Origin of the sequence: Streptomyces glaucescens (genome assembly GCF_000761215.1) — a bacterium.
GTDB lineage: Bacteria > Actinomycetota > Actinomycetes > Streptomycetales > Streptomycetaceae > Streptomyces > Streptomyces glaucescens_B.
Genome location: NZ_CP009438.1, coordinates 729,249 through 748,856, shown reverse-complemented (window position 1 = coordinate 748,856; position 19,608 = coordinate 729,249). Strand labels below are relative to the sequence as shown.

The following is a 19,608-nucleotide window of genomic DNA, read 5'->3' as shown; positions in this document are numbered from 1 at the left end:
CAGGGCCGCTCAACTCTCACGCGGCGTACCACCGGGAGCCCAGGGTGCCGTGCCGCACAGCGCGGCCATCTGGCCCTCGCACAGAGGCGTGGGGGAGGCCGTGAGCCCGTCGAGGAGGCCGGTGACGGCCGCGGGCAGGAGAGCGACCTCTCCCAGCCGGGCCAGGGGTACGTCCGACAGGTCGATGAGGTCCGATTGCAAGGTCTTCGCTGATGTCCCGATGTCCGCCATGCCCCCATGGTGACGGAAGCCACAGCCTCCGGGAAGACCGTCAAAAGACAGACCAGCAAGGGGTGTTGGCGCACATGCTGCGCTCGGAGGCGGCAGGGAGGCGCACCGGGGCGCGTCGGGAAGTCTTCTTTCAGGCGCCCGTCCGCATGAATGTCTTCTTTCCCCGGTCTTGACAGCGCGCCGGGCGCCCCGGAGGATCGTCCCCCGTGAACCTGTCAGACAGCCAGACAGCCCGTCCCCTCCCGCGCCGGGTCGGCGCCATGGAAGCGGTGCTCGGCCACCTGCGCGGAGCCATCGAGCGCGGCGAGTACGCCATCGGCGACAAGCTGCCCTCCGAGGCCGAGCTGTGCCGCACCCTGGAGGTCTCCCGGCCCGTGCTGCGCGAGGCGCTGCGGGCGCTGCAGGCGCTGGGGCTCACCGTGGCCAAGACCGGCAAGGGCACGTTCGTGGTCGCCGACAGCGTCGAGGACCCCACCTTCGGCGACTACGCGGCCAGCGACCTGCTGGAGGTGCGCCGGCACGTCGAGATCCCGGTCGCCGGGTACGCGGCGCTGCGCCGCACCCCCGAGAACCTCGATCACCTCGCCCACCTCCTCGACCGCATGGAGCGGGAGACCGACACCACCGCGTGGGTGGCGATGGACACCCTCTTCCACCTGGCGGTGGCCGAGGCCGCGCAGAACCCGGTGTTCCGCCGGGTGATCGAGGAGATCCGGGACGCCCTGGCCCGCCAGTCGGCGTTCCTGAACGAGCTGGGCGGACGGCGCGAGCAGTCCAACCGCGAGCACCGGGCGATCGTCGAGGCACTGATCGACGGTTCCGAGCACGACGCCGTCGAGGCGATGTCGCACCACCTCGACCGCGTGGAGACCACCCTCACCGACATCGTGCGCCCCGCGCGCACGGACACCCCCATGGAAGGCGGATCCGAGGCGTGAGCGAGCAGTCCCTGCACAATGACGTGCGGTCCGACGTGCAGAAACGTTCCGGCCATGTCGACGCCGGAGACGAGGGCTACAGCAAGTCCCTGAAGTCCCGGCACGTCAACATGATCGCCATCGGCGGGGCCATCGGCACCGGCCTCTTCCTCGGCGCCGGCGGCCGCCTCGCCGACGCCGGTCCCTCCCTCTTCATCGCCTACGCCGTCTGCGGCGTCTTCGCGTTCCTCGTCGTGCGCGCCCTCGGCGAACTCGTGCTCTACCGGCCCTCCTCCGGCGCCTTCGTCTCCTACGCCCGTGAGTTCATGGGCGAGAAGGGCGCGTACACCGCCGGCTGGATGTACTTCCTCAACTGGGCCACCACCGGCATCGCCGACATCACCGCGGTCGCCACCTACACGCACTACTGGGGCCTGTTCTCCGACATCCCCCAGTGGGTGCTGGCACTTGTCGCGCTCGCCGTCGTCCTCACCGTGAACCTGATCTCCGTGAAGATCTTCGGCGAACTGGAGTTCTGGTTCGCCATCGTCAAGGTCGGCGCGCTCGTCGTCTTCCTCTGCATCGGCATCTTCCTGCTGGTCACCCAGCACCCCGTCGACGGCCACACCCCCGGCCCGTCGCTGATCACCGACAACGGCGGCGTCTTCCCCAACGGCCTGCTGCCCATGCTGCTGATCATCCAGGGTGTGGTCTTCGCCTACGCCTCCGTCGAACTGGTCGGCGTCGCCGCCGGCGAGACCGAGAACCCCGAGAAGATCATGCCCAAGGCGATCAACTCGATCATGTGGCGCGTCGGCCTCTTCTACGTCGGCTCGGTCCTGCTGCTGTCCATGCTGCTGCCCTGGTCGTCCTACAAGGCGGGCGAGAGCCCCTTCGTCACCGTGCTCTCCAACATCGGGATCCCCGCCGCCGGCGGCATCATGAACCTCGTCGTGCTCACCGCGGCGATGTCCTCCCTCAACTCCGGCCTGTACTCGACCGGACGCATCCTGCGCTCCATGGCCGTGCACGGCTCCGCCCCCCGGTTCACCGGTGCCATGAGCCGCAGCCAGGTCCCCTACGGCGGCATCCTCCTCACCAGCGGCATCTGCGTCCTCGGCGTCGGCCTCAACTTCGTCGTCCCCAAGGACGCCTTCGAGATCGTCCTCAACTTCGCCGCCCTCGGCATCCTGGCCACCTGGGGCATGATCATGGTCTGCCACCTGCTGTTCTGGCGCAGGACCCGCAGCGGCGCACTCGACCGCCCCGCATACCGCCTGCCGGGCTCCCCCTGGACCGAGACCGTGACGCTGGCCTTCCTCGCCTCCGTCCTGGTCCTCATGTACGCCGACGGCGGCGCCGGACGCACCACCGTGCTGTGCCTGCCGCTGATCGTCGCCGCCCTGGTCGCCGGCTGGTTCGCCATCCGCGGCCGCGTCGGGAACCCCGCCAAGGCCGACGTGTGAACCACGCCCCGGCCGACACCCAACCACCGAAGAACCAGGCAGTGATGTACAGCAGTTCCGTCGCGGACGCACCCCCCGCCCGCGAACCCCGCCACGCCCCCGTCGCCCACCTCGTCCGGGGAGGGATCGTCGAAGGCACCCACTACGGCTCGGTCGTCGTCCTGGACGTCCACGGACGCGTCACCTTCGCCACCGGTGACGTCGAGGCGGCCTTCTACCCCCGCTCCGCGATCAAGCCGGTCCAGGCCGTCGCCATGGTCCGGGCCGGCCTGCCGCTCGACGGCGAACTGCTGTCGCTCGCCGCCGCCAGCCACTCCGGCGAGGAACGCCACCTCGCCGGCACCCGCCGCATCCTGGAACTCGCCGGGCTCACCGAGGACCACCTGCGCAACACGCCGGACCTGCCGTTCGACCCGGCGGTCAGGGACGTCTGGGTGCGCGAGAACCGGCCGCCGTCGCGCCTGGCGCAGAACTGCTCGGGCAAGCACGCGGCCATGCTGTACACCTGCAAGCTCAACGACTGGCCCCTGGACGACTACCTCGACCCGGCCCACCCCCTCCAGCAGGCGATCGCCGAGATCGTGGAGGACCTGACCGGCCAGCGGATCGCCCACGTGACCGTCGACGGCTGCGGCGCACCGCTGTTCGCCGTCTCGCTGCACGGCCTCGCCCGCGCCGCCGCCCGCATCACCACCGCCGCGCCCGGCACACCGGAGGCACGCGTCGCCGACGCGATGCGCGAGCACGCCGAGATGGCCTCCGGCTCCGCCCGGGACGTGGCCGCCCTGATGCGGGCCGTCCCCGGTCTGCTGGCGAAGGACGGCTTCGAGGGCGTCCAGGTGGCAGCGCTGCCCGACGGCCGTGCGATCGCCGTCAAGATCGCCGACGGCGCGGGCCGGGCGCGCGTCCCCGTGGCCGCCGCGGCCCTGGCCCGGGCAGGCGTCGACCCGTCCCGGCTCAAGGAGTTCGCCGGCGAGCCCCTGCTCGGCGGTGGCATCCCGGTGGGCGAGATCCGCCCGGCCCGAGCCCTGGACCCGCTGACGCCCACGCCGTGACGTTCCTCCCCGCCGGGCGTCCCGCGGCCGGGCACGGCGATCGGGACACCCGGCGGGGGCGTCCGCCCACGGCGGCCGGTGCCGACGCCGGCACCTGACGTCCCACCGAGCCGCCGGACCGGGAACGGACACCCCCCGCCGCGGCCCCACCCCACGGTCGACGGACGCCGCACGAGCCACGGCATACCCTGCGCAGACCGCCGCGGGGCCCCGGCACCCTCACCGCCGCACCCCACCCGCCCCACCCTCACCCCAGCCGCACCGCACCGGCACCCGCACCCCTCGAAGAGGACCCAGACACCCATGACCGCCGCCACCCGCAGCGAACACGACCTCCTCGGCGACCGGGACGTCCCCGCCGACGCCTACTGGGGCGTGCACACCCTGCGCGCCACGGAGAACTTCGCCATCACCGGCACCCCGATCTCCGCCTACCCGCACCTGATCACCGCCCTGGCCGCGGTGAAGGAGGCCGCCGCGCTCGCCAACGAGGAACTGGGCCTGCTGGAGCCGCGCAAGGCCGCCGCGATCGTCGCGGCCTGCCGCGAGATCCGCGCCGGCGAACTGCACGACCAGTTCGTGGTCGACGTGGTGCAGGGCGGCGCCGGCACCTCGACCAACATGAACGCCAACGAGGTCGTCGCCAACCGGGCACTGGAGCTGCTGGGCCACGAGAAGGGCCAGTACGCGCACCTGCACCCCAACGAGGACGTGAACCTCGGCCAGTCCACCAACGACGTCTACCCGACCGCGGTCAAGATCGCGACGGTCTTCGCGGTACGGGGCCTGCTCAAGGCGATGTCGGTGCTCCAGGACGCGTTCGCCCGCAAGGCGGTCGAGTTCCGCGACGTCCTGAAGATGGGCCGCACGCAGCTCCAGGACGCCGTCCCCATGACGCTCGGCCAGGAGTTCTCCGCCTACGCCGTCATGCTCGACGAGGACCGCAGCCGCCTCGCGGAGGCCGTCGAGCTGATCCACGAGATCAACCTGGGCGCCACCGCCATCGGCACCGGCCTCAACGCGCCCCGCGGCTACGCCGAGTCGGCCCGCCGCCACCTCTCCGACATCACCGGCCTGCCCCTGGTCACCGCCGCCAACCTGGTCGAGGCCACCCAGGACTGCGGCGCCTTCGTCCAGATGTCCGGCGTGCTCAAGCGGATCGCCGTCAAGCTCTCCAAGAGCTGCAACGACCTGCGGCTGCTGTCCTCCGGACCGCGCGCGGGCCTCGGCGAGATCAACCTGCCCCCGGTGCAGGCGGGTTCGTCCATCATGCCGGGCAAGGTCAACCCGGTGATCCCGGAGGTCGTCAACCAGGTCGCTTTCGAGGTGATCGGCAACGACGTCACCATCACCATGGCGGCGGAGGCGGGCCAGCTCCAGCTGAACGCCTTCGAGCCGATCATCCTGCACTCCCTCTCGGAGTCCGTCACCCACCTGCGCAACGCCTGCGTCACCCTCGCCGAACGCTGCGTGGCCGGCATCACCGCCAACACCGAGGTGCTGCGGGCGAGCGTGGAGAACTCCATCGGCCTGGTCACCGCCCTGAACCCGCACATCGGGTACACGGCCGCCACCGGCATCGCCAAGGAGGCCCTCGCCACCGGCCGGGGCGTGGCCGAACTGGTCCTGGAGAAGGGCCTGCTGCCCCAGGAGAAGCTGACCGCGCTCCTGCGGCCCGAGGTGCTCGCCGGCAACGGCTCACCCACCGTCTGACCCGCGCGACCCCGACCGGCACACCGATGCGCGCCAGGAACGACCCGGAGGAAGAATACCGGTCATGACGTCGCCGACGACCTTCCTGCCGGTCCTGGAGCGCATCGCCGAGGAGATCGAGCACACCCCCGGCCGCGGCCGGCCCGCCGACTACATCCCGGCGCTCGCCGCCTGCGACCCGCGCCGCTTCGGCATGGCCGTGGCGGAACCGGACGGCGCGGTGTACGGCGTGGGGGACTGGCGCGAGCCGTTCTCCACCCAGTCCGTCACCAAGGTCTTCACCCTCGCCCTGGACCTGGCCCGGGAGGGCGACGAACTCTGGGAGCACGTGGGCCGCGAGCCGTCCGGCAACCCGTTCAACTCGCTGGTGCAGCTGGAGTACGAGGACGGCATCCCGCGCAACCCGTTCATCAACGCGGGCGCCCTGGTGGTCACCGACCGCCTGCACACCCGTACCGGTGACGCGTCGGGCACCCTCCTGGAGTTCCTGCGCGCCGAGTCGGGCAACCCGCGGATGTCGTACGACGAGGAGGTCGCCGCCTCCGAGGCCGCGCACGGTGACCGCAACGCGGCCCTCGCCCACTTCATGGCGTCGTACGGCAACATCGACAACCCGGTGCCGGTGCTGCTGGAGCAGTACTTCCGGCAGTGCTCCCTGCGGGCGTCCTGCGCCGACCTGGCCCTGGCCACTGCCTTCCTGGCCCGGCACGGCGTCCGCGCGGACGGCACCCGGCTGCTGAGCCGCAGCCAGGCCAAGCAGGTCAACGCGGTCATGCTGACCTGCGGTACCTACGACGCGGCGGGCGACTTCGCCTACCGCGTCGGCCTGCCCGGCAAGAGCGGCGTCGGCGGCGGCATCATCGCGGTCGTCCCGGGCCGCTGCACGCTCTGCGTCTGGAGCCCGGGGCTCGACGAGCGCGGCAACTCGGTGGCGGGGGTGGCGGCCCTGGACCGCTTCACGACCCTGACGGGTCTGTCGGTGTTCTGACCGCGCGGCCGCCCCGGCCGCCCCGGAGGCCCAGCGCGTCCAGGAACCGCAGCACCAGCGCGACCGCCCCGGCGCCCAGCCCGGCGGCGCCCACGACCGCCGCCGGCCTCGCCCAGCCGGGCCCGGAACCGGGGGCGGCACCGGCCGGCACGGCCGGCGCCGGGTCGGGACCCGGCCGGGGCGGGGTCCGCAGGGCGTCCAGCGAGCCCACCGGATCCACCCGGCCCGCCGCGCCGAACCCCCAGTCCAGCAGTGACCGCGCCTCCTCGTAGACGGCGAACCCGTCGCCCTCGCGCGGGTTCATCACCGTGACCACGAGGGTCCGCCCGCCCTTGCGCGCCGCGGCGACCAGGGTGTGGCCCGCGCGGCTGGTGTAGCCGTTCTTGACGCCGATCAGCCCCCGGTACCGCTCCACGCCGTCGGCGCCGGTCAGCAGCCGGTTGGTGTTCCGGATCGGGTAGACCCGGCCGCCGCGCCCCGGGAAGTCGGCCTCGACCGTGGCGCAGTACCGCGCGAAGTCCGCGCTGCGCAGCCCGGCCCGCCCGAACACCGTCAGGTCGTAGGCCGAGGACACCTGGCCCGGCGCGTCGTACCCGTCGGGTGACACCACCCGCGTGTCGAGCGCGCCCAGCGAGCGGGCCTTGGCCTGCATCCGCCGGGCGGTGGTCCGCCAGCCGCCGTTGAGCGCGGCGAGCACCCGCACGGCGTCGTTGCCGGAGCTGAGGAAGACCCCGCGCCACAGATCGGTGACCCGGTAGGCGCGGCCCTCGGCGACGCCGACCAGACTGCTGCCCGCGCCGATGCCCTCGAGTTCCTCCGGTCCGACCCGGTGCCGGATGCCGCCGGGCAGCGACGGCAGCACGGTGAGCGCGAACAGGGTCTTCAGGGTGCTCGCGGGCGGCAGCTTGCGGTGTGCGTCGTGCGCGGCGAGCACCTCGCCGGTGCGGGCGTCGGCGACCAGCCAGGACCGGGCGGAGACGTCCGGAAGCCTCGGTGCGCCGGCGCGCGGCCGGACGTGCGTCCCGGGCCGGTACAGCAGCGACGGCCGCGGGGCCGCCGCCGGTCCGCCCGGCGCGCCGGGGTCGGCGGCGGCCCGGGCGGCCACGGCGGCGGGCGCCAGGCCGAGGACGCCGACGAGGCAGAAACCGCAGGTCGCCACCGACATCCGGGATGAGAATCCGATCGTCATACAGGCAACCTAGGAACGCTTCCGGCGTGCGCCGCGCTGCCCGGGCCGTTGCCCGGAGCGCGTGCACCCGGATGCCGCACGCGGCCGGTCCCGCCGTCCGGATCGGGCCGGCGGCGCCGGCCGGCCGCGTCGCGGGAACGCCGCGTCGCCCGGGGTCTCGCGCCTCCGCGGCAGGACGGCGCGACCGGGAGAGCCGGCGCGCGGCGAGGGCGCGGCCGAGGCGCGGCTCCGTGCCGCCGGTGCTCTCTCCTCGACGGGGTACGCGGCGGCCCCCGGGAGCCGGTCCCCGCCGGCGCCGTCGCGAGGGCGGTGGGCGAACGCCCCCGGACGCGCCCCCGTTCCCCGCGGCGTGTCCCGCTCCCGGTGACTGCACGCAGCCCGCCCCGGCCGCCCGCCCGGCGGGGCGGCCGGGCCGCCGGCGCGGTACACCTCGGACCATGGACACTGTGCTGACCACCGACCGGCTGGTCGTCCGTGACTGGACCGTCGCCGACGCCGACGCCGCCCTGGGCATCTACGGCTCACCGGACGTCGCCCACTGGCTCACGCCCGCGATGGACCGGGTCCGGGACACCGCCGCCATGCGCTGTCTGCTCCAGGCGTGGGAGGAGAGCCGGCCGAACCTGGTGCCGCCCCGGGGACGCTGGGCGGTGCAGCGCCGAGACGACGGCACGGTCGTCGGCGGACTCGGCATCCGGCTGCTGCCGCCGTACGAGGACGACCTGGAGGTCAGCTGGCAACTGGCGCCCGAGGCCTGGGGCCGGGGGTACGCCGTCGAGGCCGCCCGGGCCCTGATCGGCTGGGCGTTCGACCACGACACCGACGAGCTGTTCGCGGTCGCCCGGCCCGCCAACCGGCGTGCCGTCGCGACCGCGCGACGGCTCGGCATGCAGTGGGTCGGCGAGACGGCCAAGTACTACGACCTGCGCCTGCAGGTCTACCGGATCCGCCCCGCCGACCTGTCCGGCCGGGCCGGGTGAGGCAGGCGCCGTAAGCCGGCGGTGATGTTCGGTCCCGGAGGGGCCCGTCTGCGCGAACTCGCCGTCCAGGCGCTGTCGTCGGTCGAGCGCGGCTACGACCTGCTCGCGCCCGGGTTCGACCACACCCCGTTCCGCGCCCGGACTCCGTCCCGGACGCCGTCGCGCGGGCACTGGCCCGGACCGGCCCGTACGGGACCGGGCTCGGCCTGTGCTGCGGCACCGGCGCGGGCGTGACCGTGCTGACCCGGCCGTGCACGCGGAGCGGCACCGGGGTGGACTTCAGCGCGGGCATGCTGGCGGTGGCCCGGCGGCGGGTCCCGCCGCCCGCGGGCGGTCCGTGCCTCGCCTGAGTCGGGGCGGACGCCCGCGCGCTGCCGTTCGGGCCCGCCTTCGGCCTCGTGGCCGGCCCCGGGACGTTCGGCCACTTCCTCCCGGCGGAGCTGCCGGGCCTGTCGCGCAGGTGCACGGTGTGCTGCGGCCGGGCGGCCGGTTCGCCTTCCCGCTCGTCGCCCCGCCGCGGCCCGGTTCACGGATCTGCTGGACGCGGCTGGGCTTCGACGCGGTGATGCGGGTGCGCGACGCCGTCCGGCGGCCGCCGTTCGTGATGTACTGCCGGACCTTCGGGCTCGGACGGGTCCGGCGCGAGCCGGAACGGGCCGGGTTCGCCGTGGAGTTGCCCGCCTGCCGGAGGCCGGGCACCGGCGGGACGGGAGCCCTCGGGTCCGGACGGTGAGGGCCCGGCGGCTCCCGTAGCGCGCGGCGGGACCGGGTCAGACCGCCGCCGGGAGGGTGAACTCGTAGACCAGCGCGTCCCGCTGGGCGTCCACGACGAGGTCGGTGATCTCCAGCGGCCGGGCGTACTGGTCCTGCACCAGCCGGGTCACCCGGACCGTCGGTGCGTCCGGGAGGCGGGTGATGGTGTCCCGGTGGTGCAGGGTCAGGCCGGCCCGGCGCATCCAGTCGTAGGCGCGCCGCAGCTGTACGGAGGACGTGCCGTCGGCGCGGTCGCGGTAGCGGCCCAGTTCCGCGACCTCGGCGAGCGCCACCGCCGAGAAGGAGGACACCGCGCGGCGCCGGCCCCGGCCGTCCGCGCCGGCCGACTCGTAGCGGTGCACCAGGGTGGGCCGGTGCGGGGCCAGCCCGAGCGCCTCGGCGTGCCCGGGCGGCGGAGCCTCCCAGGCGACGGTGGCCCGGTCGACGGCGCGCGGGTCGGCCGGGCGGCGGGCGCCGACCGGGAAGGCGAGCGAGGTGGGGTGCTCGACCGGCGGGCCGGGGAGGGTGGCGTGGCTGCCCCGCCGGTCGGTGGCGACCAGGCCGTCGCGGCGCAGGACGTCGAGCGCCTGCCGTACCGTCTCCCGGCTGACCCGGAAGTGCTCGGCGAGCTGCCGCTCCCCGGGCAGCCGTTCGCCGGGCGGGATGGTGCCGTCGCGCAGCTCGCCGAGCAGTTCGGTGGCGATCCGCCAGTAGAGGGGCCGGTCGCCGGACCGGTGCGCGGGCCGGCCGGCGGTGTGCGGGTGATCGTGCGGGGTGTGGCGGGCCATGCCGCGCCCTCCTGTTGGTGACGTGCCGTAGCCACTCGGGCTCATTGCGCCACCACATCTAGCATTGGTCTAAACCACTAGGGAAGGGTGGCCCGGCGGTTCGGCCGAAACCGGACCGCGCGGACCGCTCCGCCGACGCGCCGGGCCGCCCCCGCGATGCCGTCACAGGGCGCTGTACAGGGCCTCCACCAGGGCCATCTTCCGCGGGTCGTCCGCGATGCGCGGGCCCATGCGGTTCATCACATAGCCCAGCGAGAGCCCCGCCTCCGGGTCCGCGAGACCGCAGGAGCCGCCGAAGCCGTCATGGCCGAACGCGCGCGGGTTCGGCCCGTAGGAGCCGTTGGCGCCGCTCAGCCACAACCCGAGCCCGGCCTCCGTGTCCCGTGCGAACCCGGCGCCGAGCACCAGGTCCCGGCAGGCGCCCTGCCCCTCGCGCACCCGCTCGGCGGCGCCGGCGGAGAGCAGGCGCCGCCCGCCGGGGGCGCCCAGGCCCGCCAGCACGCCGTACAGGTCGGCGACCGCCCGGGCGGTGCCGTGGCCGTTGGCCGCGGGTATCTCGGCGGCCCGCCACTCGGGTGTGCCGGCCTCCCGCGCGCCCACCGCCGGGTTGGTCAGCGCGGCCAGCGCGGCGGGCGCCGGCCGGCTGAAGGCCGCGGCCTGTTCGCCGCGCGGTGCCGACGCGTGCACCAGCCGGGCGGCGCGCCCGGCGTCCCGTTCCGGCAGGCCGATGGTGAAGTCGATGCCGAGCGGACCGGTGACCTCCCGCTCCAGGAAGGCGCCCGGCCGCAGTCCGGAGATCCGCCGGACCACCTCGCCGACGAGGTGGCCGTAGGTCAGGGCGTGATAGCCGGACCGGGTGCCCGGTTCCCACCAGGGCTCCATGGCCGCGAGCCGGCCCGTGGTCAGCTCCCAGTCGCACAGGTCCGCGAAGGAGTGCGGCTCGCGCGGCCCGGACAGTCCGGCCCGGTGCGACAGCAGGTGCCGGACGAGCACCTTCTCCTTGCCGGCGGCGGCGAACTCGGGCCAGTAGGCGGCCACCGGCGCGTCCAGGTCGAGCAGACCGCGGTCGGCCAGCAGGTGGGCGCACAGCGCCACCGGGCCCTTGGTGGTGGACCAGACGGTGACCACCGTGTCCCGCTCCCAGGGGCGGCTGCGGCCCGGGTCGGCCCAGCCGCCCCACAGGTCCACCACCCGCACTCCGTCGACCGTGACGGCGACCGCGGCACCCAGCTCGCCGCGGTCGCGGAAGTTCTCCTCGAATGCCGTGCGCACCGCCGTGAAGCGGCTGTCGCAGTGGCCGTGCACCACGGGCCCTGGCTCGGACATGCACCCTCCGTCGTCCGTCGTCCGTCGGAACGCCCGGCGCGCCGCTGCGCACCGGGCCGCCGCCGAACGTACCGACTGGTCGGACCGGAGGGAAGGAGGCGTCTCGGATCAGGCGTACGACCGCAGCCAGTCCAGCCTGGCCCGGTCCTGGTACGGCCCGCCGCCCTCGTGGTCGTTGAAGTCGTACACCTCGATCGCCTTCTCCTCGTGCGCCCAGGCGTTGAACGCCGCGAAGACCGTCGAGGGCGGGCAGGTCTGGTCCTCCAGCGCCGCCGAGAACAGCGCCGGTGCCCGGCCGCGGGCGGCGAAGTGCACGCCGTCGAAGTAGGACAGGGTGCGCAGGGCGTCCGCGGTGCGTCCGCGGTGCGTCTTGAGGTAGAGGCCGATCTCCCGGTACGGGTTGCGGTCCGTCAGGGTCGTCGCGCGCGGGAAGTCGCACAGGAACGGCACGTCCGGTGCCACGGCCACCAGGTCGGGCACCAGCCCGCCCACCGCGAGGGCGATGCCGCCGCCCTGGCTGCCGCCGAGGGCGACGGTGCGGGAGGCGTCGGTGAGCGGGTGCGAGCGCGCGGCCTCGACGGCCCGCACGGCGTCCGTGAAGACCCGGCGGTAGTAGTAGTTCTCCGGCGCGTCGATGCCGCGGGTCATGAAGCCGGGGTAGGCGGGGGCGCCGCCCACCGGGTCGGCGGTGCCGCCCCCGCCGCCCCAGGCGCTGCCCTGGCCACGGGTGTCCATCACGAAGTGCGCGCGTCCGGTGGAGGCCCACAGCAGATGCTCGTGCGGCAGGCCGCGGCCGCCGCCGTAGCCGACGAACTCCACCACCAGCGGCAGCGGTTCCCCGGCCGCCGCGGGAAGGACCAGCCAGCCCTTCACCGGGTGGCCGCCGAACCCGGCGAACGTCACGTCGTGGACCCGCACGGTCGACAGGCCCGTCTCGACGGGCTCGAACCGGGCGTCCAGGTCGTGCTCGCGGGCCTCCTGCAGCGTCTTGGACCAGAAGGCATCGAAGTCCTCGGGCTCGGTGGAGTCGCTGCGGTACTCGCGCAGTTCGTCGAGCGGGAGGTCGAACAAGGCCATGGAGACCGCCTTCGGTGGAGAGGGGGTGCTGATGATCGCACCGTATGTTCACGCCCTGACCGCTCGCCAGACCCGGCCCAGCTTTCGGACGGCGTCCGGCATCTCGAACCTCGTGGCCGCCCGGCGCGAGTCCGGCCGCCCCTCACGCCCGCCGCCGGGTCCACTCCGGCTCGGTCCGGGCCCACTCCCGCTCCCACTCGTCGAGCCTGCGGCGCATCGCCGCCCGCCGGACCAGTGCGTGCCCCAGCAGCACGGTCCCGGCCGTGGCGCCCGCCGCGCAGAAGCCCAGGGTGAGGGTGTGCTGCCAGATCAGGCCGCCGTCCGGCGGCGCCGGCACCGCGCGGCCCCGGGCGTCGAACCACACCTCGACGCGGTCGCCCGCCTCCGTGCCGGCCGGGACCCGGGCGACCGCCGTGCGCACCCCGTCCCGCGGGTCGGTCCAGCGCACGGTCGCCCGGTACGCGTACGCCCGGCCGCCGTGCGGCGCGGACGCCGAGCGGGGGCCGGCGCCGGTCACCTCGGCCCGCACGCGGTGCCGCTCCGCGCGTTGCTCGGCCGCCGTCGCCCGGGCGTCCTGGTACGCCCACCAGGCCGTTCCCGCCCCCGCCAGCGGTGCCCCCAGCACCAGCAGGACGGCGACGGCCAGCACCGTCCACGCCTCCACGACGTCCGACCGGCGCCGCAGCGGATTGCGCCGCCGGCACCGGCCGCCCACCGAGGTCCGCATCCGCCGCCTCCTCGCCGCCTCGCGTGCGAGCACCCTGTGTCTCCCGGTACCCCGTCCGCGGGGGTTCGCTCACGCACGCGGGAGAGGCGGGAGGCGGCTCAGCCGAAGCGCTCGATGCGGATGCGGTCCACCGGCTGGCCGGCCGCCACCAGCAGCCGGGAGGCGTGCTCGGCGAAGGCGTTGGACCCGCAGACGTAGGCCTCCCAGCCGCCCGGCGGCGCCTCGGCGAGCACCGGTTCCAGGTGCGCGGCGGCGATCCGCCCCACCGGCGTGCCCGGCGGGGCGCTCCGGGTGAACACCGGTGTGGTCTCCGCGCCGTACTCCCGGGCGTAGATCAGCTCCTCGGGGCTGCGCGCCGACACCAGCAGCCGCAGCGGCACGCCGAGGCCGCGCGCCCGGTGGTGCCGGACCATCGACATCAGCGGTACGACACCGGAACCCGCGCCGATCAGCAGCGCGGGCCGGTCGCCGGGCCAGGCGAAGAAGCCGCTGACCGGGCCGCGCACCTCGACCCGGTCGCCGGGCCGGGCCTCGCCGTGGAACCAGCCGGAGACCTCGCCGCCCTCGACGTGGTCCAAGGTCAGCTCGATGTGCCCCGAGTCGTCGGGCGCGGACGCCAGCGAGTAGTGGCGCTGGGCGCGGTAGCCGTCCTCGGCAGTCAGCCGCAGCTGCAGGTGCTGCCCGGGGACGTGGCCCACCCAGGCGGGCACCGCGAACCGGAAGGTGGCGGCGCGCGGGGTCTCCCGGCGGATCTCGGTGAGGGTGGCGGTCTGCCAAACGTTCGCGCCCTGGTGGGTCACGGCGATCCGGCCCGGGATGGCGAACCGGGTCGGCGGAGTGAAGGTGGTCTCAGTCACCGGAGTACCGCTGCTCCTCCCACGGGTTGCCCCGCGCGTGATAGCCGTTCTGCTCCCAGAAGCCGGGCTCGTCGTGGTCGAGCAGCTTCAGGCCCGCGATCCACTTGGCGCTCTTCCAGAAGTACAGGTGCGGCACCAGCAGCCGCGCCGGGCCGCCGTGCTCGGGGGCGAGCGGCCGCCCGTCGTGGCTGAAGGCGATCCACGCCTTGCCGCCGGTCAGGTCGGTGAGCGGCAGGTTGGTGGTGTACCCGGTGTGCGAGTAGGCGACCGCGTGCGTCGCGGTGGGGAGGGGGCGTACGGCGGCGAGGAAGGCGTCCAGGGAGACGCCCCCGAACCGCACGCCGAACTTCGACCAGCTGGTCACGCAGTGGATGTCGCCCTCGTACACCGAACCGGGCAGCGCGTGCGCCTGTTCCCAGTTCCAGGTGCGGGGCTCCTCGACCAGTCCGTCGACGCGGAAGGTCCAGTCGGCTGGGGCCAGGTCGGGGGTGACCTCGGCGGACAGCACGGGCCAGTCGTCGCCCGCGTCGTACTGCCCGGGCGGCAGGCCCGGACGGTGGACGCGCGGGCGTCCGGTGAAGCCTCGGGTGACGTTCATGGTTAAACCGTACGTGCCCCCGGCGGGTGGTCCGGCGCCCGGGGTGACCGGGTGACCCCGGCGGGCCGCGGTCAGGCGTCCGGTGCGTCCGGCGGCGTCCAGGCGTTGTAGCGGATCAGGTACGCGGCGAACCGGGCCAGGTCCTCCTCCGGCCAGTCCGCCAGCCGCTCCCGGAACGCCGCCCGGCGGCTCTCGGTGACCTGGGCGAGGAGCCGCCGTCCGGTGCCGGTGAGGTGCAGCACCTGTACCCGGTGGTCGTCCGGGTCGGCCCGCCGCTCGATCAGCCCGGCCCGCTCCAGGGCGCCGACCTGGCGGCTGACCGTCGACTTGTCCAGGGCGTAGTGCGCGGCGAGATCGGTGGCGCGGCAGCCGCCCCGCTCCTCCAGATGGCCGAGCAGGGTGTACGAGACCAGCGACAGCTCGGGGTGCATGCGCCCCGCCGAGGCCCGGGCGCGGCGGGCGAAGGCTGTCATCTCGCGTTGGACGGCCTCCACGGCCTCGGCTGCTGTCACGGGACCTCCTCCAGTCAGTTGTATAGTACAACTGAAAACAAGTTGTATATGCCAACTGGTTCTCCGGGCCGGCTGGCGGACCGAAGGAGGACCCGAGGATGCGGTCACCCGCGCTGCGCCACGTGCTCACGCACCTGGTCACGCCCCTGCTGATGTGCGTGGGCATGGGGCTCGCCTACATGGGGGCGTTCGTGACCCCCGAGCCGAACCACCTGCCCGTCGCCGTCGTCGGCAGCGGCGCCGAGGCCGAGGCGCTGGCCCGGTCCGTCCAGGACGAGGCGGGCGACGCGCTCGACGTGCGCACCGTCCCCGACCGGGCCCGCGCCGTCGCCCTGCTGGAGTCCCGTGACATCACCGGCGCCTACGTCCCGGATCCCGGGGCGCCCGAGATCCTGGTCGCCACCGCCGCCTCCGACATGGGCGCCATGGCGGTCGAGAAGGTCTTCACGCCCGTCGCCGCGGCCCGCGGTGTCCCGCCCCAGGTGACCGACGTCGCCGAGCCGGTCGCCGACGACCCGACCGGGCAGGGCCTGTTCTTCCTCATGATCGCGGTCAGCATCGGCTCCTACGCCTCGGTCGCGGTCCTCGGCGGCGTGGGCGCCCCGCTGCCGATGCGGCTGCGGGCGCTGCTCACCCTCGGCGTCTCCGTCGCGGTCAGCGGCATCGGCACGCTCCTCGCCGGACCCGTCTTCCACCTCGCCCACCACGACCTCGCCGGGATCTGGGGGCTGGCCTGGCTGTACTCGGCGGGCATCCTGCTGATCGGCGTCGGCCTGCACACCTTCCTCAAGCGCTGGACCACGCTCGCCATGATGGTCCTGTTCGTGATGCTCAACTTCACCAGCTCCGGCGGCCTGTTCCGGCCCGAGCTGCAGAACGGTTTCTTCGGCACCCTGCACGCCTTCTGGAACGGCGCCGGGTTCGTGGAGGGCGCCCGCAGCCTGCTCTACTTCGACGGCGACGGGCTCGGCCGCACCCTGTGGACACTGGCCGCCTGGCTGGTGGCGGGCCTCGCCGTCACGGCGGTCGCCGGCGCCTGCGAGCGGCACCGGGCCACCCCGGCATCCCCGGCGCGCCGCGACCCGGCGGACGCGGCCGCGGAGGAGGCCGAAGAGGCGGTCGGGGTCTGACCGTTCGGCCCCTGGGGTAGGGTTGCCGTCGGCCGTGGACGGACCCGGCCGCGCCGCACCAGGGAGGTGAGACCCATTACCGCTGCAACGGCACGGGTGCCCTCACTTCGCCCCGGCGCGGACCGCCGGCCCGGCTGACCACGAGGGCGCCCTTCGGTTCCCGAAAGGCTTCTGGGTACATGCCCGCTTCTCGTTCCGTCCCGTCCCCCTCCTCCCGTGCGTCCGTCGTCGGCGCCCTGCGCGCCGCGGGCTGCGTCTTCGCCGAGGACGAGGCCGACCTGCTGCTCGACGCCGCCCGCACCCCCGGTGAACTCACCGCCCTGGTGGACCGCCGGGTCTCCGGCCTCCCGCTGGAACTCGTGCTCGGCTGGGCCGGGTTCCGGGGCCTGCGCATCACCGTCGAACCCGGCGTCTTCATCCCCCGCCGCCGCACCGAGTTCCTGGTCGAGCAGGCCCTCGCGCAGGCGCCGGACGCGCGCGTCGTCGTCGACCTGTGCTGTGGCTCCGGCGCGGTCGGCGCCGCCCTCGCCGACGGACTCGGCCCGGTCGAACTGCACGCCGCCGACATCGACCCGGCGGCGGTGCGCTGCGCCCGCCGCAACCTCGCCGGTGCCGGCGGCCGGGTGTACGAGGGGGACCTGTTCGAGGCGCTGCCCGCCGCGCTGCGCGGGCGCATCGACATCCTCGCGGCCAATGTGCCGTACGTCCCCACCGGCGAGGTCGGACTGCTGCCCGCCGAGGCCCGCGACCACGAGCCGCTGACCGCCCTGGACGGCGGCGCCGACGGCCTGGACGTCGCCCGCCGGGTCGCCGCCGAGGCCCCGCACTGGCTGGCCCCCGGCGGCTGCCTGCTCACCGAGACCAGCGAACGCCAGGCCCCGGCGGCGCTGGCGGCGTTCGCCGAGGCGGGCCTGACGGCCCGTCTGGCGGTCTCCGAGGAGCTGTACGCCCAGGTCGTCATCGGGGTGGCCTGACCACCGCGGGCGCGGCCGGGCCTCGCCGGGTGCCGTGCGCCTCCCCGGCCGTCGGAGGGCCGCCGGGGGCCTGCTCGCGCGGTGGAGCGGGAGCGGCGCGCTCGCCCCGCCGCGCGGGCCCGGCCGGGAGCCGGGGCGACGCGGCCTCAGGTCCCGGTGCGCACGCGGGCGATGAGGACGGCCACGTCGTCGTGGTTGTCGGGGTGGTGCAAGGTGCGCAGCAGCAGGTCGCAGATCTCGTCCAGCGGGCGGGCCGGACCGTCCAGCAGGCTCAGCAGGGTGCCGAGGCGCTCGTCGAGGGAGTGGCTGCGGGTCTCGACCAGGCCGTCCGTGTAGAGCACCAGCTCGTCGCCCGGATCCAGGTCGAACTCCGTGGTGGAGAAGGCGACCCCGCCCACGCCCAGCGGCGCCCCGGTCGGCAGGTCCAGCAGCTCCGGTCCGCGGCCTGCGCGCACCCGGACCGGTGGCAGGTGCCCGGCGTTGGCGATCCGGCACTGCCGCCGCCGGGGATCGTGGACGGCGTACAGGCAGGTGGCGATGGAGTGGTCCAGCCCCTCCGTGATCCGGTCCAGGTGCCCCAGCAGCCGGGCCGGGTCGAGGCCCAGCACGGCCAGGGTGTTGGTGGCGGTGCGCAGCCGGCCCATGGTCGCGGCGGCGTTGATCCCGCTGCCCATCACGTCGCCGACGACCAGCGCGGTCCTGCCGTCCTCCAGCGGGATCACGTCGAACCAGTCGCCGCCGACCTCGGTGGTCGCCCCGGCGGGCTGGTAGCGGGAGGCGACCTCCAGGCCGCCGGTGACCGGTGGGTGGCTGGGCAGCAGGCTGCGCTGGAGGGCGAGGGCGGTGTCCCGGGCGTTCTGGTACCAGCGCGCGTTGTCGATCTGCACCGCCGCCCGGGCCGCCAGTTCCCGGGCCAGCAGCAGGTCGTCCTGGCCGAACGGGACCGGGTTGCCGGTCCGCTTCAGGTCCAGGGCGCCCAGCACCTCGCCGCGGGCGATCAGCGGCACGGCGAGGTACGAGTGGACGCCCGCCCGGCCGAGCAGCACGGCCGCCTCCGGTGAGCGCGCGATCCGGGGCAGGTCCTCGTCCTTGACCCGCGGCACCAGCACGGGGCGGCCCGTGCGCACGCACTGGGTGACGAGCCGGTCGGGCCCGTAGCGGGCCACCTGCCCCGGGGGGTCCGCGGCCGCCAGCGCGTCCGGTGACTCCTTCGCGCGCACCGCGAGCGCCCGGATGACCGCGGCCTCGGCCGGACCGAGACTGCTGCGCCGTCCCTCCACCACCGCCGCGAGCAGATCCACGGCGGCCACGTCGGCCAGTTCCGGCACCGCGACCTCGGCCAGTTCGCGGGCGGTCAGCTCCAGGTCCAGGGTGGTGCCGATCCGCGCGGAGGCGTCGGCGATCAGGGCGAGCCGGCGCCGGGCCGTCTCCGCCTCCACGCCCGCCCGGTGCTGCTCGGTGACGTCCACCACCGAAACGGCCACGCCCAGCACGGTCTGGAACGCGTCCTCCAGCCGGTACAGCGAGACCGACCAGACGTGGTCCCGGCCGGGGTCGGCTGGGGTGCGCCCGACCGAGCTCCGGTCGACGACCGACCGTCCGGTATCCATCACCCGGCGTGCCGCGGCCTCCAGCGCCTCGGCGTCCATCATCGGCAGCACCTCGTGCACCGTACGGCCCAGGTGCTCCTCGGCCCGCAGGCCGTCGATCCGTTCCATCGCCGGGTTCACGGAGACGTAGCGCAGTCCGGTGTCCAGCACGGCCAGTCCGATCGGCGACTGCGCCACCATCCGTGACGACAGCGCCACGTCCCGCTCCAGCCGGCGCACGGTCGACTGGTCGGCGGCGAGGCCCAGGGCGTAGACGTCGCCCCGGTCGTCCAGCAGCCGCATGTTGCGGAACTCCACCAGCCGGGTGCTGCCGTCCTTGTGCCGCACGGGGAAGGCCCCCGCCCAGCCCCGACCCGTGGCCATCACGTCCGCGAACAGCTCGATCACCAGGCCGAGATGCTCCTCGTGGACCATCAGCCGGGCCGCGTACTGGCCCAGCGCCTCGTGGGCCGGATAGCCGAACAGTTCCTCGGCCTGGGGGCTCCACAGCACGATGCGGCCCTCGGCGTCGAGGACCACCGAGGCGACGCCCAGCACGTCCAGCAGCCCGCTGGGGCGTTCCGCGCCGCGGTCCGGCCCGCCGGGCCGTCCCGCCGCACGGCCCGGCCCGGTTCCGCCGGCCGCCGGTGGCCCGGTCGCACTCATCCCACGCACCGCCTTCGCCTCGGCACGCCCGCCCCGTGCCGACTCCCCATGTCGTCCTGCGCTCAACCATCT

18 protein-coding genes and 1 pseudogene are annotated in these 19,608 nt (G+C 74.7%); 9 read left to right on the top strand and 10 right to left on the bottom strand.

Annotation, left to right across the window (positions count from 1 at the left end; all coding sequences use genetic code 11):
* Positions 1-9: 9 nt before the first annotated feature.
* Positions 10-231, bottom strand: coding sequence for a hypothetical protein (locus SGLAU_RS03250; RefSeq protein WP_043498192.1), 222 nt, complete (start codon positions 229-231; stop codon positions 10-12).
* Positions 232-491: 260 nt separating this feature from the next.
* Between SGLAU_RS03250 and SGLAU_RS03245 the strand changes: the two genes are divergently transcribed.
* From SGLAU_RS03245 to SGLAU_RS03225, 5 genes are all read left to right on the top strand, one after another.
* Positions 492-1,169 carry a FadR/GntR family transcriptional regulator gene (locus tag SGLAU_RS03245; protein WP_043498190.1) on the top strand — a complete coding sequence of 226 codons (678 nt, stop codon included), beginning with the start codon at positions 492-494 and terminating at the stop codon, positions 1,167-1,169.
* On the top strand, positions 1,166-2,614 hold the full coding sequence (locus SGLAU_RS03240; protein ID WP_043498188.1) for an amino acid permease: 1,449 nt from the start codon (positions 1,166-1,168) through the stop codon (positions 2,612-2,614). The genes SGLAU_RS03245 and SGLAU_RS03240 overlap by 4 nt, the downstream gene beginning before the upstream one ends.
* Before the next feature lie 44 nt (positions 2,615-2,658).
* Positions 2,659-3,669, top strand: coding sequence for an asparaginase (locus SGLAU_RS03235; RefSeq protein WP_043506207.1), 1,011 nt, complete (start codon positions 2,659-2,661; stop codon positions 3,667-3,669).
* Positions 3,670-3,972: 303 nt separating this feature from the next.
* Positions 3,973-5,382, top strand: a complete 1,410-nt coding sequence (gene aspA / locus SGLAU_RS03230; protein ID WP_043498185.1) for an aspartate ammonia-lyase — start codon at positions 3,973-3,975, stop codon at positions 5,380-5,382.
* Positions 5,383-5,446: 64 nt separating this feature from the next.
* Positions 5,447-6,370, top strand: coding sequence for a glutaminase (locus SGLAU_RS03225; RefSeq protein WP_099052757.1), 924 nt, complete (start codon positions 5,447-5,449; stop codon positions 6,368-6,370).
* On the opposite strand, the gene SGLAU_RS03220 is transcribed toward SGLAU_RS03225, so the two are convergent.
* The gene (locus SGLAU_RS03220; protein ID WP_052413588.1) at positions 6,339-7,559 is read right to left on the bottom strand and encodes a D-alanyl-D-alanine carboxypeptidase family protein; all 1,221 of its coding nucleotides are present in this window, start codon (positions 7,557-7,559) and stop codon (positions 6,339-6,341) included. The two genes, SGLAU_RS03225 and SGLAU_RS03220, sit on opposite strands and share 32 nt — an antisense overlap.
* 437 nt (positions 7,560-7,996) lie before the next feature.
* Here SGLAU_RS03220 and SGLAU_RS03215 point away from each other — a divergent pair, with 437 nt between their 5' ends.
* Both SGLAU_RS03215 and SGLAU_RS03210 read left to right on the top strand, forming a co-directional pair.
* The gene (locus SGLAU_RS03215; RefSeq protein ID WP_043498181.1) at positions 7,997-8,539 is read left to right on the top strand and encodes a GNAT family N-acetyltransferase; all 543 of its coding nucleotides are present in this window, start codon (positions 7,997-7,999) and stop codon (positions 8,537-8,539) included.
* A gap of 24 nt (positions 8,540-8,563) precedes the next feature.
* A pseudogene (locus tag SGLAU_RS03210) lies at positions 8,564-9,292 on the top strand (methyltransferase domain-containing protein).
* Between the two features lie 17 nt (positions 9,293-9,309).
* On the opposite strand, the gene SGLAU_RS03205 reads toward SGLAU_RS03210, so the two are convergent.
* The 7 genes from SGLAU_RS03205 to SGLAU_RS03175 all read right to left on the bottom strand — a co-directional run bounded on the left by SGLAU_RS03205 (position 9,310) and on the right by SGLAU_RS03175 (position 15,177).
* Positions 9,310-10,080: a GntR family transcriptional regulator gene (locus tag SGLAU_RS03205; protein ID WP_043498179.1), complete on the bottom strand. Its 771-nt coding sequence runs from the start codon at positions 10,078-10,080 to the stop codon at positions 9,310-9,312.
* 162 nt (positions 10,081-10,242) lie between these two features.
* Entirely contained in the window at positions 10,243-11,406 is a 1,164-nt protein-coding gene (locus SGLAU_RS03200) for an EstA family serine hydrolase (RefSeq protein ID WP_043498177.1), read from the bottom strand.
* Positions 11,407-11,514: 108 nt separating this feature from the next.
* A complete protein-coding gene (locus tag SGLAU_RS03195) occupies positions 11,515-12,483 on the bottom strand; it encodes an acetylxylan esterase (RefSeq protein ID WP_043498175.1) in 969 nt (322 codons plus the stop codon).
* A gap of 142 nt (positions 12,484-12,625) precedes the next feature.
* A complete protein-coding gene (locus tag SGLAU_RS03190; protein ID WP_043498172.1) occupies positions 12,626-13,210 on the bottom strand; it encodes a DUF3592 domain-containing protein in 585 nt (194 codons plus the stop codon).
* Between the two features lie 98 nt (positions 13,211-13,308).
* Positions 13,309-14,067, bottom strand: coding sequence for a ferredoxin reductase (locus SGLAU_RS03185; protein WP_043498170.1), 759 nt, complete (start codon positions 14,065-14,067; stop codon positions 13,309-13,311).
* A complete protein-coding gene (locus tag SGLAU_RS03180) occupies positions 14,060-14,665 on the bottom strand; it encodes a sulfite oxidase-like oxidoreductase (RefSeq protein WP_043498168.1) in 606 nt (201 codons plus the stop codon). Before SGLAU_RS03180 ends, SGLAU_RS03185 begins: the two co-directional genes overlap by 8 nt.
* A gap of 71 nt (positions 14,666-14,736) precedes the next feature.
* Positions 14,737-15,177, bottom strand: a complete 441-nt coding sequence (locus tag SGLAU_RS03175; protein WP_043498166.1) for a MarR family winged helix-turn-helix transcriptional regulator — start codon at positions 15,175-15,177, stop codon at positions 14,737-14,739.
* 98 nt (positions 15,178-15,275) lie between these two features.
* On the opposite strand from SGLAU_RS03175, the gene SGLAU_RS03170 reads away from it, so the two are divergent.
* Entirely contained in the window at positions 15,276-16,307 is a 1,032-nt protein-coding gene (locus SGLAU_RS03170) for a membrane protein (protein ID WP_043498165.1), read from the top strand.
* 179 nt (positions 16,308-16,486) lie between these two features.
* Positions 16,487-17,281, top strand: a complete 795-nt coding sequence (locus tag SGLAU_RS03165) for a putative protein N(5)-glutamine methyltransferase (RefSeq protein WP_043498164.1) — start codon at positions 16,487-16,489, stop codon at positions 17,279-17,281.
* 146 nt (positions 17,282-17,427) lie between these two features.
* On the opposite strand, the gene SGLAU_RS03160 is transcribed toward SGLAU_RS03165, so the two are convergent.
* Positions 17,428-19,536, bottom strand: a complete 2,109-nt coding sequence (locus tag SGLAU_RS03160; RefSeq protein ID WP_078957568.1) for a SpoIIE family protein phosphatase — start codon at positions 19,534-19,536, stop codon at positions 17,428-17,430.
* Positions 19,537-19,608 lie beyond the last annotated feature (72 nt).